The organism is Mycobacterium sp. JS623 (genome assembly GCF_000328565.1).
In the GTDB taxonomy this organism is placed as follows: Bacteria; Actinomycetota; Actinomycetes; order Mycobacteriales; family Mycobacteriaceae; genus Mycobacterium.
In genome coordinates this window covers 6014913-6039332 of sequence record NC_019966.1, presented here as the reverse complement: position 1 = coordinate 6039332, position 24420 = coordinate 6014913, and the positions used below count along the sequence as shown (strand labels likewise).

Here is a 24420-nt window from a genome sequence, read left to right as displayed (position 1 = left end):
ATCTAGTTGCAGGTGCAAGGAACTGGGGTGATGCGTAATCACACTTCCGCAACCGCGCGCGACGCTGATGGCGTCTGCCTATCGATGGGTGACCAATGACGTGGCGCGACCACGTCGGATCGCGCTCCGGCTTTGCGCCGCCACCCTGGCGGCGGGGGCTGCTCGGTCCGTTGAACGGCCTCAGCCCCGCGTACGGGTCGAAGACGATCGACTTGTGCAATGGCAACGATCCGATACGTGGCGAGGGCGATATGGACAACACGGCGGCGCATCACCAGTACGTCCCCGGTGGCACCGACCAAGCCGCGGGGTTCGTCGCAGGACTGGTCTAGTCCCCGGTGCGCTGGACGCGGGAATCGAAGTCGCTGTCATACGGACAATCGCCGGTGACTATGTAGTGGCCCCGTCCGGTGAGGAGGACGACCGGATCTTGTGCCGGCTGGGGCAGCGGATATTCCAGGCTCTTTTCGCTCCGACCGCGACCGCCGTTCTCGCATGGGGAGTCGTATGTCGTATTCGTCAGGACCCACCGGCTCTGCGAGTAGACCGTAACTTTCGTGTAATCGGGATTGCGCCACCAGCTCAGGCAGCGTTCGCCGGTGCGAAGGCAGTCCGTCTGAATGTCGAACGTGGCTTCGGCGCTGCGGCCGCCGTTTGTGTACGTGTCGGTCTCCTGGTACCGGCCGCGCAACGCGCCCGCGGGCGATGCAACCCGCGGTGGCTGAGCGGCGGGGTCGGCGATCGGCGTGTGCTTCTGGACGTCTCCGGTGCGGGTGAATGTCACCTGCTGACTCTGGGCGCAACCGGACGTCGACCGAACGATGAACTCGCCCTGCAACTTTCCGTCAGGCTGTGGCCGCAGGTTGACGGTCTGCCATATGTCGGTCTGCACGTTCTCGCACGCTCCCGACTTCGCGCCGACCGCCAGCCAGCGTCCGTCGATCTCGTCGAACACCAATGTCGACGGTGTGGACTGAGTTCCGCTGACCTTTGACGCGGTCGCTACGCATGCGGGGCGACACGCCGATCTGATCACCCACGTCTCGCTTCCACCCGGTGCGTTCTGCTGCGGCTGACCGTTAGGCGTTGTCGGAGAGCCGAACTCGACGGCGAAGGTGCCGTCAAGGGGGCCTGTTGACTCTTGCTTGGATCCGCTCACGGTGATAAAGACGGTGACAACTGCGACAACAATCAGAATCACGGCGGCTGGGATCACAATGCCCTTCCGTCGCCACCACCGCAACGGAGCGGGTGCGGTATCCGGAGGCGGCCCAGTGCTGCCAGGCTCGGACGGTGGGGCTTCGCCGACCACGTCGTGGGGACTGGCTTGTGTTGGCGCCCAGGCCTTCTTGACATGCTCGGGCTCTCCGGTCAGCGTCGGTACCCATGCCTCGTCCGCCTGCTCGGCTGGACGGGCTTGGGTGGGCGCCGAAGCCTTGCCGGTCTGCGCGTGTGTGTGGACCTCGGTTGGGGACGACGACGCGACGCCAACAGCCGTGTGCTTCGGACCGGCCGGAGGCACGGGGATCACCGCGTTGACCGCCGTTCGGGCCGCGCGGGCCAACTCTGTGGTCGTGCCGTATCGCCCGCTCGGATCTTTGGCCATCCCGGTGGCGATGACAGTATCTAATCGAGGTGATAACCCCGGACGGGTAATCGACGGCCGTGGCGGTGGAGTCGTCAGGTGGCCGGCGATCTGCTGCTCCACGCTGTCACCCGGGAACGGCCGACTGGAGGTCAGGCATTCGTACAACACACAGGCGAGCGCGTAAATGTCAGCACGGGCGTCGGCCTGGCCGGTCGTGAAACGCTCAGGAGCCATGTAGGGCCAGGTGCCCACGACGTTGCCGGTTGCCGTCAATTTGGTCTCGCCGGTTCCACGGGCGATGCCGAAGTCAATGAGATAGGCGAAATCGTCTTCTGCGACAAGGATATTGGAGGGCTTGACATCGCGATGCACCAGCCCGACTCGGTGAGCGGCGTTGAGCGCTGATGCAATCTGCTCGATGATCTTCACGGCCCGCTCCGGCCGCAACGGGCCGTGCGTCAGTACGTGCTCGAGATCTTCTCCCTCTATTAGGCGCATGTCGACATAAAGCCGACCGTCGATCTCCCCGAAGTTGTGGATCGGGACGACGTGTGGATTGTTCAGCCCCGCAGCGGTAAAGGCCTCGCGACGAAAACGCTGCGCGAACGTCGGGTCGGCGGCCAGCTGCGGCGGGAGGACTTTGACGGCCACGACTCTCTGCGTTGCCGTGTCGAAGGCTTTCCAGACCTCGCCCATGCCGCCGCGGCCCAATAACTCGATCAATTCGTATCGGCCGAACGGCGTGCCGCTCACAACACCTCCGCCCGACAGCAAACCTTGAGGTTCACAGCCATCACCATAAGTCCGTCACTGCGCCGTGCAACGGGTATTGGGGGCGGTTGTGCCGCCGGAGTTGAGGTCAGCGTTGGTAGCTAGCCCGGCTATTGCTTGTGGGCGAAATGACCACCACCAGACGCTTGTGGCGAAATTTGCTATCTGCCAACCCGATATCGATTTGCATCGGTACTTGCGAATCGTGGCATTTGCGAAGCTGCGCCGACGTTTTGCCGATTCGATCATGTTCCCTCCACCGCGCTGCAAGAATTCCGATCATCAAGCACTTAGCTGGCGTAGATCATTGGGGGTGATCTGTGATGAGGCTTTTCTGCCGACTCCGGCCGGGCGTTTTGGTCATCACGACGATAGCCGTGATCGCTGCGATGGGCGGGTTGCCCGTCCCGGATGCGCAGGCCTTCTACATCCAGAACCATGAGCGCATCACGCGCGATGCGCTCACACCAATCGGGGTCGACAACGCCACCCAGAACCAGATACTCGTCGGCCCGCCGCCCGGTGCCGGGGCAGTGGAGCGACTCATTCTTCAGTGACGAGTTCCGGCATATCGACAACGCGAAGAACCCCGTCGATATCTGCGCCCGCACGCGGGAGCGGAAGCATTGCGGCTCAACGCTGAAATGAGCTACCGGCAACCAGGGCCAAAGTAGCCTGGGCCCGATGCAGACCATCCGCAAGTTGCTCGCCGCGCTCGCGATCGTCGCGATGCTCATCGGCGGTATCAGCATTGCGGCGGCGCTGATCTTCGGTGACCACACCAGGCCTGCGACGCCCGTTTCCACGCCGCGAACGACGCCGCCCCCACCGCCGCCATCGGTGCCGACACCGAAGGAGTTCACGATCAACGTGGTGGTTACCGAGCAGAACTGTGATCCTGGCCCGGGCTGCGTGTACAAGTACACGATCGAGCCGAAATACATTGGCTTCCATCCATTGCCGACCACCCCGTTCACGGTCAAATATGAGGTGCAAGGCGGCGACCTGCCGCAGCCCGGCGAGTTCACCGTCGAGGGCAACCAGGCGAAGATCCTCAAGGATGTGGTGCTCGAAGGCCCTCCCGCGGCCCGACTGCAAGCCGTCGTCCTGCAAGTGGTGGGCTGAGTCTTGCGATTCCCCGCGCGTGGCGGCGTCCTGCAAGCATTGTTAGCGCTATGACAAAGGCGTCGCTGCTCCGCGCTGAAGAAGGCCTGCCCCGCGGAGTTCAGGGGGCGGCCGATTCGCGGTTTTCCAATGTCGTTCGTGTCTTCGCGGGGTTGTTCCCCGGAAAGCGGTTCGGGGGCGGCGCGCTTTCGGTGTACATCGACGGACGGCCGGTCGTCGACGTCTGGATGGGTTGGTCCGACCGCGCTGGGGAACAGCCGTGGACAAGCGACACCGGTGCCATGGTGTTCTCGGCGACGAAAGGCGTGGCGGCGACGGTCATTCACCGCCTGGTCGACCGCGGCCTGCTGGACTACGACGAGCCGGTCGCGACGTACTGGCCCGAGTTCGGCGCCAACGGCAAGGACGCCATCACGATCCGCGATGTGCTGCGGCACCGATCCGGGCTGTCACACCTGAAGGGAGTGGGCCGCGACGAGTTGCTCGATCACGAGCTGATGGAGCAGCGGCTGGCCGCTGCGTCGGTCGACCGTCTGCGTGGCTGGCCGGCCTACCACGCGCTGACGTACGGCTGGATTCTGTCCGGGTTGACCCGTGCGGTGACCGGTCAGGGCATGCGTGAACTGATCCGCGATGAGGTGGCCCGCCCTCTCGACACCGACGGTCTGCATTTGGGCCGGCCGCCCGCTGGCTCACCGACCAAGGTCGCGCAAATCCTTGCGCCACAAAGCACCCGCGGCAATCCAGTGTTCAACTTCGTCGCACCGAAGGTGGCAGGGCTGCCGCTCTCTGGCGCGTTCGGGGCGATGTTCTTTCCCGGCATCAAATCGTTTGTGCAGGGCGATATTCCATTCCTCGACGGCGAGGTGCCTGCCGCCAACGGCGTCGTCACCGCCCGCGGTCTGGCCAAGATGTACGCGGCGATCGCCAACGACGGCAGGATCGACGGCACCCAATTCCTGTCGAGCGACCTGGCGCAGGGATTGATCGGAAACCCGAAGCCGTGGCCCGACCTCAACATCGTCGTACCGATGCCGTTCCATCTGGGCTATCACGAATCGCCGATCCCCGGACTGCTCAAGGGCTTTGGTCACTTCGGACTTGGTGGCACCCTCGGCTGGGCCGACCCGGCGTCGGGCGCGGCGTTCGCGTTCGTACACAACCGGTTGTTGACACCGATGGTGCTCGACATGGCGTCGTTCGCCGGACTTGCTCGGCCATTACGCAACGCGATCACCGCGGCGCGGCACGCGGGCGCCCTTGCGGTGCCGAGATACGGTGCGCGCTATCGCGATGCCAATCAAAAGGAGCCTAAGAAGCGGCTCGCTGGACGCCGCTAGCCCTGCGGCACAACGCCTTTCGCCTGTGGCAGTGGCAGGTCGTTGTAGGTCACGATGCCCGGCGGCGCGGCAACCACGGCGGGGATGGCGTGGATCGGCGGCATCGCCGTCATGATTTTCCCGAGGACGAAGAAGTCCTCAATCGACTTCGCGTTCTCGATCATGTCCTGTGGCGGAAGAAAGCCGACCTGCATGTTGACAGTCGGACGGCCGTCGATCGTGATCTTCCAACCATCGGCGTCCAGCTTCCAGTCCGGTTCGAGCGTGTGGCCCTTCTTCCACCGGACGTTGATGTCGATGACGGTCTTGCCGTTGACAATTCCCTGCCAGCTGGCGAAGACGCCCGCCACGTGGCCCGCGGGAATGGTCCATGACGCCATGGTGACGTCCGAAGTGCTCTGGGCGTATTCGGCCACACACTTGATCTCGTCGAGTTCGACCCCGAGTGAGTCGGCGACCAGCTGTACCGCCTCGGCGAACACCGCGGTGCCCTTCGACATCATCGGCTGCAGGTCGGGATCGTCAATGGGCATGCCGAAGCCACACGGTCGCTCGGTGTCGGGTGAGTCGTAGAGGGTGGTGTCGGCAGACTCCGCGATGGTGATCTTGTCGACGCGATCGCAGGATGTCGCCGCGACAATCGCGAGCAACTCTGCGAATCCGGGACTCACGCCGGAGCCGAAGAGCGTCGATCCGCCCTTCTGGCAAGCATCTTCGAGTTTGGCTCTGTCGTCCCCGAGATTGCGGCCGGTGATGAAGGACGCAGAGGCGACGACGTTGACGCCCGCCGAAAGGATGCGGACGAGCTCGTCGACGTCGATCCACATCGGGTTGTAGACGACGCAGTCGGGCTTGAGTGCCAGCAGCGCATCGACGTCATTGGTGGCCGTGACGCCGAGCGGCTGGATGCCGGCCAGCTCTCCGACGTCGCGGCCGACTTTGTCCGTCGACCACGCGTAACAGCCGATGAGGTCAAGTGTGGGGTTGGCAGCGATGGCCGCTACGGAGCTTTTGCCGACGTTTCCCGTCGTCCACTGGACAACGCGATGAGGAGTGGTGTTGAGCACTCGCTCAGCATAGGTCGGTCAGGGGCCGGAAACCAGAGTCGCCTTGCCCGTGCGCTGCTGGCCGCTGCGGTCGATCCACGTCAGGTCGACGACATCGCCGGGATAGTGCCGGTCCAGTACGTAGGTCAGCGTCGTGGCCGAGTCCAGCGACGTTCCGTCGAGGCCCGTCAGCACATCACCGATGGCCAACCCTGCCTGTGCTGCGGGCCCGCCGAGCATCACGTCGCGGACGATGATCCCGCCACCGTTGCGTGGCTGAGTGCCGACACCGACACCCAGCAGCGTGGGCTGTCCGATATGAACGGATGCCGACGGCGCGCCGGAGCGGATCTGATTTGCCACAGCCATCGCGGCATTGATGGGTATCGCGAAACCCTTGCCGGCAGGGCCCATTTGGAAGTTCACGGTCGCGGCGGTGACCACGCCGATGACCTGTCCGGAGCCGTTCACCAGTGGCCCGCCGGAATCGCCAGGCCGCACATCGGCGGCCACCTCGATCAAGCCGTTGACTTCCTCCGAGCTGCCGGTCAACGCGTCTTCGGCGTTGACAGTGCGGTTCAGCGCCGTCACCGGGCCGGTCTCATGCGTCAGCGGTGCTCCCATTCCGCGCGCGTTGCCGAGCCCGACGGTCGGCTCACCGACGACGACCTGGCTGGAATCACCGATCGGGGCGGCCGGCAACCCACCCGCGCCGCGAAGCTGCAGTACCGCGATGTCGTTCTTGCGGTCGTAGCCGACGAGGTCGATGGGGTAATCGCGCCCGCCGATGGTGCCCGTGATGGTGTTGGCGCCCGCGACGACGTGGTAGTTGGTCAGCACTGCCCCGCCAGGATCGATGACCATCCCGGTGCCGGTTCCGATCGCCTGCTGGTAGTCGATCTTCGTGGTGACCTGGACGACGGCCGGCTCAACTGCGGCCGCCGCCGCGGCGATGTCCACCGGTGCGGCCGCCGCTGTCGCAGGCGCGACGAGGGCCAGGACCGCGGCGAGCACGGTCAGCAATGCCGGCGCCAGACGGCGCTTGGGAGATATGCGCATCTGCCTATAGTGCCCGAACTGCCGCCCGCTAAATCCTCGAAGGCGTCGTCAGGGCTTCTTTATAACCACGGTGGCGCGGTAATCCTCAATGCGATGGGGTCGGCCGCCGGCGTGACAACCCATCAGTGCCAATCCGATCAGCACCACTAGGAGTCGCGTCCAATTCGTCATGGCCGTCAGCCGCGGACGCGTAACCGCCTGCGCCTGCGATTGCGCAACCCGCCATTGGTGGCGTCGGCTTCGGGTTCGTCCTCCGCTGCGGATTCCGGCTCCTCGGCCGCCGACTCCGGTTCTGCGGCCTCCGTGCTTTCGGCGGTGACCTCGGCGGCCTTCTCGCCGGCTGTGCCCTCGATGTCCGACTCCGAGCTGTCTTCGGCCTCGTCTTCGGTGGACTCTTCAGTGGCCTCGTCTTCGACCTCGGTTGCTTCGTCGTCTTCGGCCTTACGCCGACGACGGCGGCCCTGCTTGGCCTTCTTGGGCTTGATCGGTTTCGGGGGCGGCGGGGGCAGCTCGGCCACAAACGCCAGGTGGAACGCGAAGATGCCGAGCAGCGCGATGGCTGCGGCCGCGCCGTAGATGCCGAACAACCACTGCCCAGCGCTGTCGAGGCTGATCCAGATCTCGCTGATCGCGGTGCCCAGGATCAGCACCCCCGCAAACACATGGAGCGCGATCGACGACGTGCGCAGTCGCAGCGCCATCTGCGGCGTGCCGAACTCCGGTCGACGGGTGCGCAGCAGAGTGAACACCACCGGCAGCGCGGCAAGGCCGATGAGCGCCCCGGTGACGATGCGCAACGCAGTGCCGAGCGTGTGCGACGTGTCGCCAGAGAGCTCCCACCACCGCGGCAGGACAAAGAAGAAGTAGAGGACACCGGCGGCGATAGAAAACGACGCGTGCCAAACCACCGCAACGGTGCGGCTCATACTCCTCCTACGCGCTCATTGGCTCTTCGCGCGAGCGCTTATCGCTTTATTTGGCCGGGGTGCGACCCGAAAGTCGCACCCCGGGCCGAGTGCGGAGGATAGGGGATTTGAACCCCTGAGGGCTATTAACCCAACCCGCGTTCCAGGCGAGCGCCATAGGCCACTAGGCGAATCCTCCGCGGGCTATGGTAGCCGACCGTCCTGATGTGCCCGTCGAGTCGGACGGTGCCCCTCGCCGGATCACTCCGCTCCTGGCCGCCGGCGGGCGGGTATTACACTCGCTACGGACCCCGCGCGGCGTCTATCCTGTGAACTCCCCCAGGGCCGGAAGGCAGCAAGGGTCAATGGGCTCTGGCGGGTGCGCGGGGTCCCCTTCTTGTTCACGGCCTATCGAAAGGCGCGCCGTGTCGTTTTTGTCTCTTGGCCGTGAGGAACTGCAGGCACAGCATGAGCTGCAGTCCCGCAACTACGCCGACCTGCAGGCCAAGAAGCTGAAGCTGGACCTCACCCGCGGCAAGCCGTCGCCAGAGCAGCTCGACCTGTCCAATGCCCTGCTGAGCCTGCCCGGGGATGACTTCCGCGATGGCGACGGCACAGACACCCGTAACTACGGCGGCCTGCACGGCCTGCCTGAGCTGCGCGCCATCTTCGGTGAGCTGCTCGGCATCCCGGTGCAAAATCTGATCGCGGGCAACAACGCGAGCCTCGAGCTGATGCACGACGTGGTCGTGTACTCGATGCTGCATGGCGGTGTTGACTCTGCTCAGCCGTGGCTCAAAGAGCCCGCCGTCAAGTTTCTCTGCCCGTCGCCCGGGTACGACCGGCACTTCGCGATCACCGAGACGCTCGGCATCGAGATGATTCCCGTGCCGATGCGCGAGGAGGGCCCCGACGTCGATCTGATCGAGGAGCTCGTCGCCTCCGACGCGGCCATCAAGGGCATGTGGTGTGTGCCGGTCTACTCGAACCCGACCGGTGTCACGTTTGCCTGGGAGACGGTCCGCCGGCTGGTGCAAATGCAAACGGCGGCAAAAGATTTCCGGTTGATGTGGGATAACGCCTACCCCGTGCACACCCTGAGCCACGAGTTCGTCAAGCAGGTCGATGTACTGGGCCTGGCCGAGGCCGCGGGTAACCCGAACCGGCCGCTGGTGTTCTCGTCGACGTCCAAGATCACGTTCGCGGGCGCAGGCGTCGCCTTCTTCGCCGGCTCGCTGGGCAACATCGCGTGGTATCTGCAGTACGCGGGCAAGAAGTCCATTGGCCCCGATAAAGTGAACCAGCTGCGGCACCTGAGGTTCTTCGGCGACGCCGACGGAGTCCGCCTGCAGATGCAGCGCCACCAGCAGGTGCTGGCGCCCAAATTCGCGTTGGTGCAGGAGATTCTCGAGAATCGTCTCGGTGAATCGAAGGTCGCGTCGTGGACCGACCCCAAGGGTGGCTACTTCGTCAGCCTCGACGTGCTTCCCGGCACGGCCAAGCGCACGGTCGCGCTGGCCAAGGACGCAGGCATTGCGGTGACGGAGGCGGGTTCGGCGTTCCCGTACCGAAAAGACCCGGAGGACAAGAACATCCGGATCGCGCCGTCGTTCCCCGGCCTGCCCGACCTGCGCGACGCGATCGACGGCCTTGCCACGTGCGCGCTGCTGTCGGCGACCGAGTCGCTCCTGAGAACCTGATGGATCACCCGGCCCCGGTTCGTCACACCACGCCGGTAGCCTGCTGAGCGTGGCGCTCTACCGGAAGTACCGACCGGCAACCTTCGCCGACGTAGTTGGCCAGGAGCACGTCACCGAACCGCTCTCCACGGCGCTGGCCGCTGGCCGCATCAACCACGCCTATCTGTTCTCGGGGCCGCGGGGCTGTGGCAAGACATCGTCGGCGCGCATCCTGGCTCGCTCGTTGAACTGCGAGCAGGGGCCGACACCCACGCCCTGCGGCGTGTGCGACTCCTGCGTCGCGCTGGCGCCCAACGGACCGGGCAGCGTCGACGTCGTCGAACTCGACGCGGCCAGCCATGGCGGTGTCGATGACACCCGCGAGCTTCGTGACCGCGCGTTCTACGCACCTGCCCAGTCGCGCTATCGCATCTTCATCGTCGACGAGGCGCACATGGTCACCACAGCCGGCTTCAACGCGTTGCTGAAGATCGTCGAGGAGCCGCCGGATCACTTGATCTTCGTGTTTGCGACGACGGAACCGGAGAAGGTGCTGCCGACCATCCGGTCGCGCACTCATCACTACCCGTTCCGGCTGCTGGCACCGCGGACCATGCGCTCGCTACTCGAACGCATCTGCTCGGCGGAGGACGTTTCGGTCGACGATGCGGTGTACCCGTTGGTCATTCGGGCTGGCGGCGGCTCACCCCGCGACACGCTCTCTGTGCTCGACCAGCTGCTGGCTGGGGCCGATGCAAACCGGGTGGACTATCAGCGCGCGCTGGCATTGCTCGGCGCGACGGACGTCGCGCTGATCGACGTCGCTGTCGACGCGCTGGCAGCAGGTGACGCCGCGGCGTTGTTCGGGGCGGTCGAGGCGGTCATCGACGCCGGCCACGACCCGCGCCGGTTCGCCACCGACCTGCTCGAGCGGTTCCGCGACCTGATCGTGCTGCAGTCCGTGCCCGACGCGATTGCCCGCGGCGTGGTCGACGGGCCCGAAGACATTCTGGAGCGGATGCGCGAGCAGGCCGCGAAGATCGGCACCGCAACCCTGACCCGGTACGCCGAGGTGGTGCACGCAGGGCTCGGCGAGATGCGCGGCGCCACCGCACCGCGGCTGCTGCTCGAGGTGGTGTGCGCGCGGCTGCTGCTTCCGTCGGCCAGCGACACCGAAGGGGCGCTGCTGCAACGTGTCGAACGCATCGAGACGCGGCTGGACATGTCGATCCCGGCGGGGGAGGCCGCGGTGTCGTCGGCGTCGCTCGCGCCGCCGAAGCAATACGCTCGCAAGAGCAAGAATGAGCGCACTCCCGCTGCCGAGCCCAAGCCAGAACCCGCGGCGGCGGCCAGGGTTGAGGTCGCACCGAACGACGAGGTTGAGGCGGCGGCGAAGCCAGCGGCTGCGCCCGAACCGAAACCAGAACCGCCGCCCTCACCACCTCCGTCGCCGCCACCGGTGCGGCCGCCGTCCGACCCCGTGGTGGAAGCCCCTGCCGCGACGGTTGGTCCAGCTGGTGGCGAGCTGAATGCGGCGTCGGTACGCAGCATGTGGAGCACAGTGCGCGAGAAGGTTCGTCAGCGCAGCCGCACCATTGACGTGATGCTGGCTGGCGCGATCGTGCGCGCGGTCGAGGGCGACACGCTGGTGCTCAGTCACGAGTCGACGCCGTTGGCGAAACGACTTGTGGAACAACGCAATTCCGATGTCATCCGGGAGGCGCTCAAGGACGCGCTTGGTGTGGACTGGAAGATCCGATGTGAAGCGGGTGCCGCGCCGCCGGTTGCCGCTCCCGAGCCGGAGAGCGTCGCTCCGTCAGCGCCTAAGCCAGCCGACGACGAAGAAGAGGACATGCTGGCCGAGGCCGGCAACGACACCTCCGAGGTGACGCGCCGCGACCCCGAAGAGGCTGCGCTGGAGCTACTGCAAACCGAGCTGGGCGCTCGTCGTATCGACGGCGGCTAACGTCCGCTCGGCTTGAGCGCAGTCGAGGCTAGGGCGTCCACCACGGACGCAGCGGCAGGCCGCCGTCGTGGCCGTGCGAGTCCAGCTTGACCGCCAGAACCTGGTGCAGCTGAACGACATTCGTCTCGAAGCCGACGCGCGAGCCCGCCATGTACAGCCCCCACACCTTCGCGGTGGGCAGCCCGACCTCTTCGACCGCCTCGTCCCAGTGTTCGACGAGATTGCGGCACCAGTCGCGCAGCGTCAACGCGTAGTGGTGGCGCAGGTTCTCCTCGTGGACGACTTCGAGGCCGACGTCCTGGACTTCGGTGATGATGCGCCCAGAGCCGGTGAGCTCGCCGTCAGGGAACACATAGCGGTCGATGAAACCGCCCGCGCTAGCCCCAGTCCGGTTGTCGTGGCGCGTGATGCAGTGGTTGAGCAGCAGCCCGCCGGTGCGCAGCTTCGACTTGAGGAACCGGAAGTATGCCGGATAGTTGTGCACGCCAATGTGTTCCGTCAGGCCGATGGACGAAACCGCGTCGAAGCCGGATTCGCGAACATCGCGGTAGTCACTGTGGCGCACTTCGGCCAAGTCTGACAGGCCCTGTTCCTCTATCGCCTGCTGCGCCCACGCCGCTTGTTCTTTCGACAGTGTGACGCCGATGGTCTTGACGCCGTGGCGCGCCGCGTAGCGCACCATGCCGCCCCAGCCGCAGCCGACGTCGAGCAACCGGTCGCCCGGCTTCAGCCTCAGCTTCTCGAACACCAATCGGTACTTGTTCTCCTGCGCCTCCTCCAGCGTCGCATCCGGGTGCGGATAGCACGCGCAGGTGTAGGTCATCGAGGGGCCAAGCACCCACTCGTAGAACGTGTTTGACACGTCATAGTGGTGGTGAATTGCCTCGGCGTCACGGATTCTGCTGTGCCGCAGTCCTTCTGCGATGCGACGCCAGCGCGGCAGTGCTTCCTGCGGCGGTGGCGCGATCGGCTTGAGGTGTTCGAAGCCGATCGAGCGAATGATATTGGGCAGCAGCCGGGCGGGTGGCAGCTTGAAGTCCATCTTGTCGGCGAGCGCCTTCAGCAGCTCGTAGGGATCACCGGGATGCACGCCAAGCGGTTCCAGATCGCCCGACACATACGCGCGTGCCAGGCCGAGATCGCCGGGGGCAGTGGCCAGATACGTGGTGCCGCGCGGTGTCCTCAGGTCCAGGCCGACAGCAGCGTCGTCCGGCCCGGCCGTACTTCCGTCGTACGCGGTGAACTTCAGCGGCAGCTGACCTGCCGCGAAGATCTCCAGAATTTCGGCCAGCGTGAGTCTCCTGGCCGGCGCATGTGACTGATCTCTGAATGTCGTCATCGCCGTTGCACCGCCTTCGCGTACAGATCTAGCAACCGTGAGTCAGGGTCGTAGGTTTTCTTGACGGTCTTGTAAGCCTCCCCGCCATACAGCTCGTCAAACTCATCATGGGAATAAAAAGCGTCGGAATACAGCGATTTGTGACCATCGAGGCCGCTGATCTTGCGTTCGATCATCCTGTTGGTATACCCATCGGTCGGTCCGACCGGCACCGACGACCAAAAACCGATGTTGACGTAGGTGTGGTGTGGGCGAATCGGGTACAAGGGCCAGCCACCCTCATCGCGTAACCGCAGCGGACACACCCACACCGGTTCAATCGGCACGTTGGCCAAAAACCAGTCAAGGAACTCGGCGGTGCGTTCGATGGGCACCTCGACGTCCTGCACAACGCGTTCGCGCGGCGGCCGGCCATTGCGCTTCTCGATGCGGTCGGCGATGTTGAACCGCTGATCGTAGGCGATCAGCTTCCAATAAAAGCTGCTGCGCCGGAAACGCCGCGGCCAGAGTCGGCGAATCCGCGGGTCCTGCGCGCCGAACGCACGCGAGCACCAGAACCAATCGGTGTCCCAGCGCCACAGGTAATCGTGAATGGTGAGCCGGTCGTGCTTCTCGCCATTCCCGTGCTGGATGGAGCGGTAGTAGATCTGCTGACCGGTGTAGTCGCTGACGGGGCCGGGTGTGCCGGTTTGGAAGCCAAGCGTCAGGTAACTCTCATCGGCGCTGAACACCACACCGTCGAGGTAATCGACAGGAACGCCGTCGTGGCCGCCGGTCTCGATGATGCGGTCCATGGCCGCGACCAAGTCGTCCAGTGAGTGGAATCTCAAGTGTCGCAACGCAACGAACGGTTTGACGGATTCCAGCTCGATCTTCAGTCGGACCGAATAGCCAAGCGTGCCATACGAATTCGGGAATGCCCGATACAGGTCGGCATGCTGGTCGGGCGACGCGGTGAGCACCTCGCCGGTGCCGGTCAGGATGTCCATCTCCAGTACGGACTCATGCGGCAGGCCGTTGCGGAACGACGCCGACTCGATGCCAAGCCCGGTGACCGCGCCGCCCAGCGTGATGGTCTTCAGCTGCGGCACGACGAACGGCGAGAGCCCATACGGCAAGGTGGCCGCGACCAGATCCTGGTAGGTACACATGCCGGCCACGTCGGCGGTCCGCGCCTCGGGGTCCACGGCGATGACGCCCGTCAGCCCCGAGGTGTCCAGCCCCTTGGCGGTGGCTTTGGCCCGTGCGCGGAACAGGTTTGACGTGGGCTTGGCGAGCCGGACGGTGGCGCTCGGCGGAATCGCGCGGTAACTGGCGAGAAGCCGCTGCACGCCCGCAGCGTGAGCAGCCTGTGCGTCGCTCCCCTCAACAAACACGGATATACGCTAGTCCGCGGTCGCTGCCGATGCGACCGCACCGACAGGCAAGGAGAGCTATCTCATGGGACAGGTCAGCGCGTCCAGCACCGTCTTGATTGACGCCCCGCCGGAGCGCGTGCTGGCGGCCGTGGCCGACTATGCGACCGTGCGCCCGAAGATCCTGTCCTCGCACTACAGCGAGTACCAGGTGCTCGAGGGTGGTCAGGGCGCAGGCACTGTCGCGACCTGGAAGCTGCAGGCGACGAAATCGCGGGTGCGCGACGTCAAGGCCGACGTCGACGTGGCAGGTCACACCGTCATCGAGAAGGACGCCAACTCGTCGATGATCACCAACTGGACCGTCGCGCCGGCCGGGCAGGGGTCGTCGGTCACGGTCAAGACGTCGTGGCAGGGGGCCGGCGGCATCGGCGGCTTCTTCGAGAAGACGTTCGCGCCGCTGGGGTTGCGCAAGATCCAGGGTGAGGTGCTGGAGAATCTCAAGAAACAGGTCGAGACCCGCTAGCTGGTCCGCGGCGGCTGGGTGCCCAGGAAGCCCGCGATACCGCGAACGACGGCATCGGCGTACTTCTGCCTGCCCTCGGGCGTTTTCATCAGTCCGGAGTCAACGGGGTTCTTCATGTTGCCGAGTTCCACCAGGATCGACGGGAACTGAGCCAGGTTCAGGCCGGCAATGTCCGAGCGGGGGTCGAGCCCGTTGGAGCCGGTGTAGGTCGACGGCACGAAGCCGGATGCCTGCAGCTGGTCGCGCATGGTCTGCGCGAACTGGACCGACGGGCCGGCCTGTGTCTGGTTCAGCGGCGGTGACGAGTACAGGACGTGGAAACCGCGGCCGGTGGGCGGTCCGCCGTCGCCGTGGATGCTGACGATAGCGTTGGGGCTCAGCGCGTTGGCCATCGCGGCGCGTTCGTCGACGCACGGGCCGAGCCCGGTGTCGTCGCCGCGGGACATCGCGGTGCGCACGCCGAGAGCGGTCAGCGCCTGGCGGATGCGCAGGGTGGTGTCCCAAGTGAAGGTGTGTTCGGGATAGCCGTCGTCGGTCGAAGTACCGGTCTCCTGGCAGTTCTTGGTGCCGCCGCGGCCGGTGGGCACCTGCTTGCCGATGGAGGCGTCGTTCGAGCCGTTATGGCCGGGGTCGAGAAAGACGATCATCCCGGCGATGTTGGCTGGGGCGGCGGAGGCGGCGCTGGCGAGCGTCGACGCGGCGACGAGTAGACCGGTGGCCACGGCGGCGCCGACACGCAGAAAGGCTGGGACGTGCACGGCGCCACGGTAGCTGCACGGCCGACTAGGCTGAAAGCCCGAACCGCCGCTTACCGATGAGCGCAACCAAGTCGAGACCCATCTGCAACTAACACGCAAGGGGACCAGTCATGCAACCCGGAGGCACGCCCGACATGTCGGCACTCCTCGCACAGGCGCAGCAGGTGCAGCAGCAGCTGATGGAGGCACAGGAGGCGCTGGCCGCAGCTGAGGTCCACGGTCAGGCGGGCGGCGGCCTGGTGCAGGTCACCATGAAGGGCAGTGGTGAGGTGGTGGCGGTGTCGATCGACCCGAAGGTCGTCGACCCATCCGACGTCGAGACGCTGCAGGATCTGATCGTCGGCGCCATCGCCGATGCGGCCAAGCAGGTCACCATCCTGGCGCACGACCGGCTCGGGCCGCTCGCGGGCGGGATGGGTGGCCTAGGTCTGCCAGGACTCTAGAGTGTTTGAAGGCCCTGTCCAGGATTTGATCGACGAGCTCGGCAAGCTGCCCGGCATCGGGCCGAAGAGTGCGCAGCGGATCGCATTCCACCTGCTGTCGGTGGAGCCGCCCGACATCGACCGGCTGACCGCGGTGTTGAACAAGGTTCGCGACGGCGTGAAGTTTTGCGCGGTATGCGGAAATGTCTCCGACGAGGACCGCTGTCGGATTTGTTCTGATGCGCGACGTGATCCCGCTGTGGTGTGTGTCGTCGAGGAGCCGAAGGATGTGCAGGCCGTCGAGCGCACCCGCGAATTCCGCGGCACCTACCACGTTTTGGGTGGGGCGTTGGACCCGCTGTCTGGCATTGGGCCAGAACAACTTCGGATTCGTGAGCTGTTGAACCGCCTCGGTGAAACCGAGATTTCCGAGGTGATCATCGCGACGGATCCGAACACCGAGGGTGAGGCGACCGCGACATACTTGGTGCGGATGCTGCGCGATATCCCGGGTTTGACGGTGACGCGCATTGCGTCGGGCCTGCCGATGGGCGGCGACCTGGAGTTCGCCGACGAGCTGACGCTGGGCCGGGCCCTGGCGGGCCGCCGCGCAATGGCCTGAGTTTCGGCTCCCGTCGGGCACGGTCCGCGGCTCGCTGGATTTCCGCTGTTTCTCCCTGGACCGCCGTTTCTCCCTGGACTCCCGCGAGATTGCACTTATCGCGCACTTCACTCGCAATTTCTCGCCGTAACTGCAGTTTCGCGGACCTGTCGGCCCTCTTTGCGAGCATCCTCACGTGAGGAAGGTGTTTCTCGGCAGCGAGGCGGTGGCGCAAGGATCGCTCACTCCATACGAGTTGCGACGCGGGCATCAGAGGATGTTCCGCAATGTGTATTTCGACAAGCGGCATGACATGACGTTGCTCGATCGGATCGAGGGCGCATGGCTGCGATCCGGCCGCCAAGCCGTCATCGCGGGAGTGGCGGCCTCGGCACTGCATGGTGCCCAATGGGTTGCCGATGACATCCCGATCGAGCTGATCTGGAACTACGGCCGCTCACCGAGCGGCTTGCTGGTCCGAAACGAGGCGTTGGAGGATGACGAGATCACAAGGGTGGCTAGCCTGCCCGTCACCACCCGTGTGCGCACGGCATTCGACCTCGGCCGCTATCTGCCTCGGGGAGAAGGCATTGCGCGACTCGATTCGCTCATGCACTCGCAGATCTTTTCGATCGAGGACGTCCTGCTGCTCGCCAAGCGGTACCGGGGAGCACGTGGGCTGAGGGCACTGCGAGCTTCCCTTCCGCTGGTCGACGGCGGCGCCGCGTCGCCGCAGGAGACCTGGCTGCGGGTGTTGTATATCGATGCCGGATTGCCAAGGCCTACAACGCAAATACCGATCGTCGAGGGTCGCGGGAAGGTTGTTCGGTGGGCGGACATGGGCTGGGAGGAATTCATGGTCGTATCCGAATACGACGGAGATCTGCATCGCACCAACCGCAATAAGTACACCAACGACATCCGCGGCCTACGCAGGGCCAGGGAGCTGGGCTGGATCGTCGATCAAGTGATCAAGGAGGACCGGCCAGCTGACATCGTCCAGCGTGCGCGGGCGGCATTGATATCGCGAGGTTGGCGGCCCTAGACGCATCGAGTTTCTCGAGACTGCACTTATTGCGCGGTCCACTCGCATTTTGTCGCAATAACTGCGATTTCGACGACGGCCTAGACGCGGCGCGGGGCCGCTAGGCGTTCCCGGCGCAGCTGCGCCACCTCGTCGATCTCCAGCGGCGCCAACTCCCCGACAACCTTCGTCAATAGATGGTCTGCCAACTCCGGGTTGCGGGCCAGACAGGGCCCATGCAGGTACGTCGCCACCACACTGCCCTGGACCGCGCCGTCGATGCCATCGCCCGCGCGGTTGCCCGCACCGCTGATGACCCGGGCGAGCGGTTTGGCTGCCGGGCCGAGAACTGTTCCGCCGCGGTGGTTTTCGAATCCTGTCAGCCGCTCCGCTAAGCCCGGCACCAACGGCTGCGAAACGACTTCACCGATCGTTCGCTCCTCCTGCGGCGACGTCGTCACATCCAACAGGCCGACCCCGTCGACGCGCTCACCCGACGATGTCTCATACCAATGCCCGAGCACCTGAATCGCCGCGCAGATCGCCAGCACCGGCGCACCCCGCGAAGCTGCCTCTTGTAAACCGGGATAACGGATCAAGTGCTTGGTCGCCAGCCGTTGCGCGTAATCCTCCGCACCGCCAAGGGTGTAGATGTCGAGTTGCGACGGCACCGCGTCCGACAACGTGATTTCGACGATCTCCGCATCAAAGCCCCGCAGCCGCAACCGCTCTCGCAGCACCACCGAGTTGCCACCGTCGCCGTAGGTGCCCATCACATCGGGCAACACCAGCCCGATCCGTACCGTCGATTCAGCCATGCCGCGCCACCGCTCGCTGAAGTTGCAGGAACGCGGTGTAGTTGGCGACCACCTCGACATGTCCCGGCGGACACGACGCGATCGCCTCAACCGGGTTGTGCACCAACGTATGTTCGACACCCGCATAGCCAAGGCGCACCGCCAAATCGGTGCCACGCTCACCCGCGGCCACCACCGGCTTGGCTTGGGAGTGTTTCACGAAATGCTCGAAGTTGACGTCCCACAGCCACGACAGGTCTTCACCGTCGGGGACCTGTCCGTTGACTGAAATCACCACCGAGCCCGCATCGGTGTCGACCATCGACAGCGCCTCCTGCCAGCCGGCGGGGTTCTTGGCCAACAACATTCGCACCGAATGCGCTCCGAGTTGCACCGTGCTGTACCGGCCAGCGACCTCGTCGACGCCCGACACCGCGGCTACGGCCGCGGCCGGATCCGCGCCCAGCGTCACCGCCGCCGCTACCGCCTGCGTCGCATTCCCACGGTTCACCGCGCCGGGCAACGCGAGCGTCATCGGCAGCGAAAGCCCATCTGGTCCATAGATATTCGCGTCGTCATACCACCACTGCGGGGTGGGACGCTTGAAGTCAGTGCCCGTGGAATACCAATGGCTGCCGTCGCGCACGATGATCTCGCCCGACCGCGGGCAGCTCACCGAATCGTTGGCCCAACCGCCGCCCGCGGCCACCCACACCACATGCGCGCTGTCGTATGCGGCCGACGTCATCAGCACGTCATCGCAGTTGGCCACCACCGCTGTCGACGGATGACGCGCCAACCCGCCACGCAGCGTCCGCTCGATGTGGTTGATCTCGCCGACGCGGTCCAGCTGATCTCGCGACAGGTTCAGCAGCACGATCACCGACGGGTCGATTGCATCCGCCACGTGCGGCACATGCATCTCGTCGACCTCGAGCGCCGCCAGCGCAGCGTCACGCGATCCTGCCAGCGCGGCGACCAGTCCGGCGTCCATGTTCGCGCCCTCGGCATTGGTCGCGACCGACCCGAGGGTGCCCAGTGCCGCCGCCGTCATCCGGGTCGTCGTCGACTTGCCGTTGGTGCCGGTGATCACGACCGTGCGACGGCCCTGGCCGAGCTGACCTAGCACCGATTTGTCCAGCGCTAGCGCCACCAGGCCGCCGATCATCGCGCCCGCGCCACGCCCGGTGACCCGCGACGCCCAGCGCGCGCTTGCCCCGGCCGCGAGCGCGAAACGTCCACGAGTGGTGACCATCCTCGGCATTTTAGGTAGCCGACACGCTGGCCAGCGATCCGGCGATGTCAGGGGCCCGTGCCATGCTCGAAACGTGAGCCAAACCTGGGGCCGGCCGGCAAACGAGACCGGGGCGGGCTGGGCGGTCGTCGACGTCGAGACGTCCGGCTTTCGCCCCGGGCAGGCCCGCATTGTGAGCGTTGCTGCGCTGGCCCTCGGCGACGATGGCAACGTCGAGCAAAGCCTCTACACACTGCTCAACCCCGGCGTCGACCCCGGTCCCACGCACGTGCACGGGCTGACCGCCGAGATGTTAGAGGGCCAGCCCTGCTTCGGCGACGTCGTCGGCCCCCTCGTCGAGCTGTTGAAGGACCGCACGCTCGTCGCCCACAACGTCGGCTTCGACTACTCATTCCTGGCCGCCGAGGCCGAGCTGGTGGGGGCGGAGCTGCCCGTGGACACCGTGATGTGCACCGTCGAGCTGACCCGCCGCCTCGAACTGGGCACCGAGAACCTTCAACTGGCGACGCTGGCGTCGCACTGGGGCATCACGCAGATCAAGCCGCACGATGCGCTCGACGACGCCATGGTGCTCGCCCAGATCCTCAAGCCGGTGTTGGTCCGCGCCAGGGAACGCAAGGTGTGGCTGCCGGTGCGGTCGGTGTCGCGGCGGCTGTGGCCCAACGGCCAGGTCACCCACGACGAGCTGCGCCCGCTGAAGATGCTCGCCTCGCGGCTGCCGTGCCCGTATGTGAATCCCGGCCGGTTCGTCCGGGGGCGGCCGCTGGTGCAGGGCATGCGGGTCGGATTATCGGCCGAAGTCACCCGCACCCACGAGGAGCTGATCGAGCGGATCGTGCACGCCGGGCTGTCCTACACCGACAACATCGACCCCGAGACCTCGCTTGTCATCTGCAACGAGACCGAACCCGAGCACGGCAAGGGCTATCAGGCCAACGAGCTCGGTGTGCCGCTTGTCAACGACACCGACTTCATGCGGCTCCTCGGCGGCGTCGTCGGCGGCACCGACATCGAGGAATTCACCGACACCACGCTGGCCGGCGAGCAGTTCGCGCTCTTCTAACTCGGCCGTGCAGTACCCAGCGACACACCGGGCGTGAACGTGACCGGCAGCCTGCCGAGCCCAGTCATGCTCGGGTTGCCGGAGTAGCGATGCACCCCGCCGAGATCGACCTCGTAGTCGGGGATGCGGTCAAGCACGGCCTTCACCATCACCGCGAACATCACCCGCGCGAGCGGCGCGCCAATGCAGCGGTGCGGGCCGAGCCCGAACGCGACGTGGCGGTTGGGCGCCCGGTCGAGCACGACTTGGTCGGCGCGCTCGAACTCCTGCTCGTCGCGGTTGGCGGCGAACCAACTGATGAGCACTTGGTCGTTACGCCGAAGTTGTTGTCCGCCAACGACAGCGTCACGAGTGACCGTGCGGCTGAGCGTCTTGTTGACCGAGCAGTATCTGAGGTACTCGTCGGCCGCAGTGCGGTACAACTCAGGGTGGTCGACGAGCTGTTGCCGCAACTCCGGATGGGTGCCGAGATGCAGCAGGCTCAGCGCGGTTAGCGAGGTGGTGGTGTCGACGCCGCCGCCGATAAGGTTCCACAGAATGTCGACCAGTTGGTTGTCGTTCAGCCGCTTGCCGTCGAATTCGAACTGAACAAGGAAACTCGTCAGATCGTCGGCCGGATCGGCACGCCTAGTTGCCGCGAACTCCAGCAGCCCGTCGATCATCGCGGGGACTTCGGCGATCACCTTGTGGTATCGGTCGGCGTCACCGGCATCCATCACACCGTGGAAGAGGTCGGCATAGAGCCGCCAGTTGTCGTACGGCAGGCCCATCAGCCGCATGGTGAGGATGGCCGGGACCGGGCTTGCGTAGTCCAGCACGAGGTCCATCTGGCCCTCGGTGATCTTCTGGTCGAGGAACCAATGCACCGACTGCTCCATGAACGGCCGCATCTTCTCGACGGCGCCAGAGGAGAAGAACGGGGTGAGTGCCTTGCGCAGGGCCAGATGGTAGGGGCCGTCGACCTCCCCGATGCCCAGCGGCGGCTGGCCCTCGGGACGCGGAATACCCATCTCCCCTTGGTAATTCACGCCATCGGCGGCATCCGGTTCGTACTTGTGGGCGAACATCTCGCCGTCGCGTGCGATCTGTTCCACCGCGTCGTAACTCGACACATACCAGAAGCCGCCGTACTTCTCATTCCATGCGACGGGGCACCGGCTGCGCAGGTTGGCGTTGAGCTCTTCCTCGTTGCGGGTGAACTCGTCGGAGTGGTGATCGAAGCCCACGATCACATCGGCACTGACGTCGGGACGGCCCATTGGGCTATCTTTGCATTTTTAGGGAGTTAAGTCCCCGGGAGGTGAACCCATCGACGAAGCGACCATCGGCGGGCGTGCGATTCCCGACCTGCCTGATCTCGCGCGGATGCGAGCGGAACGCTTTGAGCGGCTGCAGCGACAGCTCGAGACACACGGTGTCGACGGCCTGGTCCTGCTTGGGTCGAGTTCGGTCGCCTATGCCACCGGAGCCGCCGTCCCGGCCCAGGATGGTGATCGCGCAGCGCTATTCCGCGCGGTGGCGGTGGTGGTGAAGGGAGATTCGGCACCGCACCTCTACACGCCGTTTCCCCACGGCGCGCCCGCCGAGTTTCCCGACGACCATCTGCACGGCCCGCTGTTCCCCGATCTCGACGACGGCATCGACGCATTCGCCAATGCGCTCGCCGAGCATTTCGCTCCAGGCGCCCGCGTCGGCGTCGACGACCAGACGCATGCGATGTTGCGTGCGTCGCCGCGGTTCGAGTGGGCCGACGCCTCTGATGTGGTTGGTGCAGCGAAGCTTACGAAGACGCCTGACGAAATCGCGTGTATTCGCAACGCGCAGAGGCTGAATGAGCTTGCGATGACCGACGCGTTGGCGGCGCTGCGTCCCGGGGTGCGCCAGATCGACCTGAGCGCAGTATTCCTTCGTCGAGTCTTCGAACTCGGCGCGTCGGCGAACGGCATCGATCCGATCTGGCAGGTGATGGCGCCGACGCGCGAACAAGGACCGTGGACGCTGCACGGCGACCTGGCCTACCCGACGGTCACCACCGACCGCTTCCTGCGCGAGGGCGATGTCATCTGGGTCGACTCCGGCATCACCTGGGAGGGCTACGCATCCGACTACGGACGGACGTGGACAACCGGCGCAGCCCCGAATGCCAAGCAGCAGGAGCACTTCCGCCGTTGGCGTGCGGTCGTCGACGCGGCCCTGGACGTTTTGAAGCCCGGCGTGTCCGCGATGGAGCTCGGCAAGGCCGCCATCGACGCCAACGATGGGGTCCGGCCCTGGATCGAGCACTTCTACTTGGCGCACGGGGTCGGCACGGAGAGCGCCGAAATGCCGCTCATCGGAACAGACTTGGGCAAGGGCTTCGATGAGCGGCTCATCATGCAACCGGGCATGGTGCTGGTCCTCGAGCCGGTCATCTGGGAAGAAGGGTGTGCCGGATATCGATCGGAAGACATTGTGGCCGTGACCGATACGGGATGGGTGAAACTCAGCGGCTCGACGTATGAGCCGTATGGGGTCGAAGCGTGAGTCCGATAGCGCGGGACCGCGGCCTGTACATCGGCATGATGGGCCTCGAGGACGACGCCCGCGTCGACTTCACCCGGCTGCGCGCCGAACGCCGCGCAAAAGTCTTCTCCGGCATGGAAAGCCACGGTCTCGACGCACTGATGCTCGGCGGCGTCGGCAACGTGCGGTATGTGTCGGGAGCCCGTCAGCTGGGACGCTCGGGTGTGCTGCCGTTCGCTCCGGTCGCTGTCGTGGTGCGGGAAAGCAGTCGCGTGCATCTGCTGTCGACGTGGGACGAGGGAGTGCCGCCGGAGATCGGCCGCGACGACCTGTACCGCATGAGCTGGAATCCGGCGAACCTCGCGGCCGATTTGGCGAGTATTCCCGGTCTGCGCGACGCGCGGCGGGTCGGCACCGACGGGTTGACGCCGATGTTCGCCGCGTTGATCCCGCAACTCGTGACGCAGGCCGATCTCGTCGACGCCGGCCCGGTGATGACGACTGCGCGCCGGATCAAGACGCCCGACGAGATCGTCTGCCTGGAGGTGGCGTCGGCGATATCCGAGGGTGCTCTGAGTGCGATGGAAGACGCGCTGAGGCCGGGCGTCACCGAGCGCGAACTGCTCGGCGTTTACCACGAGCGGATCGCAAGCCTCGGTGCGCCGATGCCGCCGTCGGAAGGCGTGTGTTTCACGACGGCACCGAGCGGGCCAGTCCGGTTCCGCCATTTGGCATCCGACCGACCCATCCGCGACAGCGAATTGGCGACCCTTGCGCCGGGCGCGCTGTACGCCGGCTACGAAGCGGGCCTGGGTCGCACCCGGGTAGCCGGCACGCGCCGCGACGTGAGAGAACTCGCGTCGCGATGCGCACGCGGAATGGACTCGCTGATCGCTGCATGCCGCCCTGGAAACACCGGTGCAGACCTGTACCGCGGATGGGCAGACGCGGGGCTCAATGACCCGGGGGTCCCGCTCGCGCATGGTCTGGGATTGGGCGCGGAGCCGCCACTGATAGGTCTCGGGCGCGGCCGCGACGCAGTCATTGACGCCGGAATGGTGTTGAGCGTGCAGTCCTGGGTCACCCAGGAGGGCATCGGTGGCTGCCTGTTGCGCGATACGGTGCTCGTCGAGGACGGTGGGCCAACGTCGCTCACCCGCTTCGGAAGGTTGTAATGGCAAGCCAACGAACGATTTTCACCTCCGAACGGACACGGCTTGCTCGAAATATCGACGGGGGCCGGGCGATGCTGCCGCGGTGGCGATCGCCTCTGCTGCGTGCATTCCGGACCGGGGCCGA

General features: G+C 65.6%; 23 protein-coding genes, 1 tRNA gene and 1 other RNA gene. 14 read left to right on the top strand and 11 right to left on the bottom strand.

Going from position 1 to position 24420, the window contains the following annotated elements:
* Positions 1 to 95: 95 nt before the first annotated feature.
* On the top strand, positions 96 to 332 hold the full coding sequence (locus MYCSM_RS29320) for a cutinase family protein (RefSeq protein ID WP_041312830.1): 237 nt from the start codon (positions 96 to 98) through the stop codon (positions 330 to 332).
* Here MYCSM_RS29320 and MYCSM_RS29315 read toward each other — a convergent pair.
* Positions 329 to 2341 (bottom strand): serine/threonine-protein kinase, encoded by a 2013-nt coding sequence (locus MYCSM_RS29315; RefSeq protein WP_015309811.1) that lies wholly within the window; start codon positions 2339 to 2341, stop codon positions 329 to 331. The two genes, MYCSM_RS29320 and MYCSM_RS29315, sit on opposite strands and share 4 nt — an antisense overlap.
* Positions 2342 to 2682: 341 nt before the next feature.
* Here MYCSM_RS29315 and MYCSM_RS29310 point away from each other — a divergent pair, with 341 nt between their 5' ends.
* The 3 genes from MYCSM_RS29310 to MYCSM_RS29300 all read left to right on the top strand — a co-directional run bounded on the left by MYCSM_RS29310 (position 2683) and on the right by MYCSM_RS29300 (position 4824).
* Positions 2683 to 2916 (top strand): hypothetical protein, encoded by a 234-nt coding sequence (locus MYCSM_RS29310; protein WP_015309809.1) that lies wholly within the window; start codon positions 2683 to 2685, stop codon positions 2914 to 2916.
* Between the two features lie 127 nt (positions 2917 to 3043).
* Complete coding sequence (locus tag MYCSM_RS29305) at positions 3044 to 3484, top strand: hypothetical protein (RefSeq protein ID WP_015309808.1); 441 nt, start codon at positions 3044 to 3046, stop codon at positions 3482 to 3484.
* A gap of 50 nt (positions 3485 to 3534) precedes the next feature.
* Complete coding sequence (locus MYCSM_RS29300; protein WP_015309807.1) at positions 3535 to 4824, top strand: serine hydrolase domain-containing protein; 1290 nt, start codon at positions 3535 to 3537, stop codon at positions 4822 to 4824.
* On the opposite strand, the gene MYCSM_RS29295 is transcribed toward MYCSM_RS29300, so the two are convergent.
* The 4 genes from MYCSM_RS29295 to MYCSM_RS29280 form a co-directional block, all read right to left on the bottom strand.
* Positions 4821 to 5891: an NAD(P)H-dependent amine dehydrogenase family protein gene (locus MYCSM_RS29295; RefSeq protein ID WP_015309806.1), complete on the bottom strand. Its 1071-nt coding sequence runs from the start codon at positions 5889 to 5891 to the stop codon at positions 4821 to 4823. The two genes, MYCSM_RS29300 and MYCSM_RS29295, sit on opposite strands and share 4 nt — an antisense overlap.
* Before the next feature lie 18 nt (positions 5892 to 5909).
* Entirely contained in the window at positions 5910 to 6929 is a 1020-nt protein-coding gene (locus MYCSM_RS29290) for a S1C family serine protease (RefSeq protein ID WP_015309805.1), read from the bottom strand.
* A 176-nt stretch (positions 6930 to 7105) separates the two neighbouring features.
* The gene (locus MYCSM_RS29285) at positions 7106 to 7855 is read right to left on the bottom strand and encodes a hypothetical protein (protein ID WP_015309804.1); all 750 of its coding nucleotides are present in this window, start codon (positions 7853 to 7855) and stop codon (positions 7106 to 7108) included.
* A gap of 92 nt (positions 7856 to 7947) precedes the next feature.
* Positions 7948 to 8033, bottom strand: a tRNA-Ser gene (locus MYCSM_RS29280).
* A gap of 104 nt (positions 8034 to 8137) precedes the next feature.
* Between MYCSM_RS29280 and ffs the strand changes: the two genes are divergently transcribed.
* From ffs to MYCSM_RS29270, 3 genes are all read left to right on the top strand, one after another.
* Positions 8138 to 8232, top strand: an RNA gene (gene ffs, locus MYCSM_RS35445) — signal recognition particle sRNA small type.
* A 27-nt stretch (positions 8233 to 8259) separates the two neighbouring features.
* The gene (locus tag MYCSM_RS29275; RefSeq protein WP_015309803.1) at positions 8260 to 9534 is read left to right on the top strand and encodes an aminotransferase class I/II-fold pyridoxal phosphate-dependent enzyme; all 1275 of its coding nucleotides are present in this window, start codon (positions 8260 to 8262) and stop codon (positions 9532 to 9534) included.
* A gap of 49 nt (positions 9535 to 9583) precedes the next feature.
* Positions 9584 to 11479, top strand: coding sequence for a DNA polymerase III subunits gamma/tau (locus MYCSM_RS29270; RefSeq protein ID WP_015309802.1), 1896 nt, complete (start codon positions 9584 to 9586; stop codon positions 11477 to 11479).
* Positions 11480 to 11507: 28 nt separating this feature from the next.
* Here MYCSM_RS29270 and MYCSM_RS29265 read toward each other — a convergent pair whose 3' ends face one another.
* Together MYCSM_RS29265 and MYCSM_RS29260 are read right to left on the bottom strand one after the other, a co-directional pair.
* A complete protein-coding gene (locus tag MYCSM_RS29265; RefSeq protein WP_015309801.1) occupies positions 11508 to 12818 on the bottom strand; it encodes a class I SAM-dependent methyltransferase in 1311 nt (436 codons plus the stop codon).
* Positions 12815 to 14194, bottom strand: coding sequence for an FAD-binding oxidoreductase (locus MYCSM_RS29260; protein WP_015309800.1), 1380 nt, complete (start codon positions 14192 to 14194; stop codon positions 12815 to 12817). Before MYCSM_RS29260 ends, MYCSM_RS29265 begins: the two co-directional genes overlap by 4 nt.
* A 64-nt stretch (positions 14195 to 14258) precedes the next feature.
* Here MYCSM_RS29260 and MYCSM_RS29255 point away from each other — a divergent pair, with 64 nt between their 5' ends.
* Positions 14259 to 14699: an SRPBCC family protein gene (locus tag MYCSM_RS29255; RefSeq protein WP_015309799.1), complete on the top strand. Its 441-nt coding sequence runs from the start codon at positions 14259 to 14261 to the stop codon at positions 14697 to 14699.
* Here MYCSM_RS29255 and MYCSM_RS29250 read toward each other — a convergent pair.
* Positions 14696 to 15457 carry an Rv3717 family N-acetylmuramoyl-L-alanine amidase gene (locus MYCSM_RS29250; RefSeq protein ID WP_015309798.1) on the bottom strand — a complete coding sequence of 254 codons (762 nt, stop codon included), beginning with the start codon at positions 15455 to 15457 and terminating at the stop codon, positions 14696 to 14698. The two genes, MYCSM_RS29255 and MYCSM_RS29250, sit on opposite strands and share 4 nt — an antisense overlap.
* Positions 15458 to 15567: 110 nt before the next feature.
* On the opposite strand from MYCSM_RS29250, the gene MYCSM_RS29245 reads away from it, so the two are divergent.
* From MYCSM_RS29245 to MYCSM_RS29235, 3 genes are all read left to right on the top strand, one after another.
* Positions 15568 to 15900, top strand: coding sequence for a YbaB/EbfC family nucleoid-associated protein (locus MYCSM_RS29245; protein ID WP_041312825.1), 333 nt, complete (start codon positions 15568 to 15570; stop codon positions 15898 to 15900).
* Position 15901: 1 nt separating this feature from the next.
* Positions 15902 to 16501: a recombination mediator RecR gene (gene recR, locus MYCSM_RS29240; RefSeq protein ID WP_015309796.1), complete on the top strand. Its 600-nt coding sequence runs from the start codon at positions 15902 to 15904 to the stop codon at positions 16499 to 16501.
* Between the two features lie 175 nt (positions 16502 to 16676).
* Entirely contained in the window at positions 16677 to 17525 is an 849-nt protein-coding gene (locus tag MYCSM_RS29235; RefSeq protein ID WP_015309795.1) for a hypothetical protein, read from the top strand.
* 80 nt (positions 17526 to 17605) lie between these two features.
* Here the strand turns inward: MYCSM_RS29235 and MYCSM_RS29230 are convergent, their stop codons facing one another.
* Together MYCSM_RS29230 and MYCSM_RS29225 are read right to left on the bottom strand one after the other, a co-directional pair.
* On the bottom strand, positions 17606 to 18322 hold the full coding sequence (locus MYCSM_RS29230) for a type 1 glutamine amidotransferase (RefSeq protein ID WP_015309794.1): 717 nt from the start codon (positions 18320 to 18322) through the stop codon (positions 17606 to 17608).
* Positions 18315 to 19556: a Mur ligase family protein gene (locus tag MYCSM_RS29225; protein ID WP_015309793.1), complete on the bottom strand. Its 1242-nt coding sequence runs from the start codon at positions 19554 to 19556 to the stop codon at positions 18315 to 18317. The genes MYCSM_RS29230 and MYCSM_RS29225 overlap by 8 nt, the downstream gene beginning before the upstream one ends.
* Before the next feature lie 73 nt (positions 19557 to 19629).
* On the opposite strand from MYCSM_RS29225, the gene MYCSM_RS29220 reads away from it, so the two are divergent.
* Positions 19630 to 20619 carry a DEDDh family exonuclease gene (locus MYCSM_RS29220; RefSeq protein WP_015309792.1) on the top strand — a complete coding sequence of 330 codons (990 nt, stop codon included), beginning with the start codon at positions 19630 to 19632 and terminating at the stop codon, positions 20617 to 20619.
* On the opposite strand, the gene MYCSM_RS29215 is transcribed toward MYCSM_RS29220, so the two are convergent.
* A complete protein-coding gene (locus MYCSM_RS29215; RefSeq protein ID WP_015309791.1) occupies positions 20616 to 21878 on the bottom strand; it encodes a cytochrome P450 in 1263 nt (420 codons plus the stop codon). The genes MYCSM_RS29220 and MYCSM_RS29215 overlap by 4 nt on opposite strands.
* Positions 21879 to 21984: 106 nt before the next feature.
* Between MYCSM_RS29215 and MYCSM_RS29210 the strand changes: the two genes are divergently transcribed.
* Together MYCSM_RS29210 and MYCSM_RS29205 are read left to right on the top strand one after the other, a co-directional pair.
* A complete protein-coding gene (locus MYCSM_RS29210; RefSeq protein WP_015309790.1) occupies positions 21985 to 23142 on the top strand; it encodes a M24 family metallopeptidase in 1158 nt (385 codons plus the stop codon).
* The gene (locus MYCSM_RS29205; RefSeq protein ID WP_015309789.1) at positions 23139 to 24296 is read left to right on the top strand and encodes a M24 family metallopeptidase; all 1158 of its coding nucleotides are present in this window, start codon (positions 23139 to 23141) and stop codon (positions 24294 to 24296) included. Before MYCSM_RS29210 ends, MYCSM_RS29205 begins: the two co-directional genes overlap by 4 nt.
* Positions 24297 to 24420: the final 124 nt, after the last annotated feature.

Excerpts from the sequence above, each read along its gene's own strand:
- MYCSM_RS29320 (WP_041312830.1), top strand. The coding sequence starts at position 96 with ATGACGTGGCGCGACCACGTCGGATCGCGCTCCGGCTTTGCGCCGCCA.
- MYCSM_RS29310 (WP_015309809.1), top strand. The coding sequence starts at position 2,683 with ATGAGGCTTTTCTGCCGACTCCGGCCGGGCGTTTTGGTCATCACGACG.
- MYCSM_RS29305 (WP_015309808.1), top strand. The coding sequence starts at position 3,044 with ATGCAGACCATCCGCAAGTTGCTCGCCGCGCTCGCGATCGTCGCGATG.
- MYCSM_RS29300 (WP_015309807.1), top strand. The coding sequence starts at position 3,535 with ATGACAAAGGCGTCGCTGCTCCGCGCTGAAGAAGGCCTGCCCCGCGGA.
- MYCSM_RS29290 (WP_015309805.1), bottom strand. The coding sequence starts at position 6,929 with ATGCGCATATCTCCCAAGCGCCGTCTGGCGCCGGCATTGCTGACCGTG.
- MYCSM_RS29285 (WP_015309804.1), bottom strand. The coding sequence starts at position 7,855 with ATGAGCCGCACCGTTGCGGTGGTTTGGCACGCGTCGTTTTCTATCGCC.
- MYCSM_RS29265 (WP_015309801.1), bottom strand. The coding sequence starts at position 12,818 with ATGACGACATTCAGAGATCAGTCACATGCGCCGGCCAGGAGACTCACG.
- MYCSM_RS29255 (WP_015309799.1), top strand. The coding sequence starts at position 14,259 with ATGGGACAGGTCAGCGCGTCCAGCACCGTCTTGATTGACGCCCCGCCG.
- MYCSM_RS29245 (WP_041312825.1), top strand. The coding sequence starts at position 15,568 with ATGCAACCCGGAGGCACGCCCGACATGTCGGCACTCCTCGCACAGGCG.
- MYCSM_RS29230 (WP_015309794.1), bottom strand. The coding sequence starts at position 18,322 with ATGGCTGAATCGACGGTACGGATCGGGCTGGTGTTGCCCGATGTGATG.
- MYCSM_RS29225 (WP_015309793.1), bottom strand. The coding sequence starts at position 19,556 with ATGGTCACCACTCGTGGACGTTTCGCGCTCGCGGCCGGGGCAAGCGCG.
- MYCSM_RS29215 (WP_015309791.1), bottom strand. The coding sequence starts at position 21,878 with ATGGGCCGTCCCGACGTCAGTGCCGATGTGATCGTGGGCTTCGATCAC.
- MYCSM_RS29210 (WP_015309790.1), top strand. The coding sequence starts at position 21,985 with ATGCGAGCGGAACGCTTTGAGCGGCTGCAGCGACAGCTCGAGACACAC.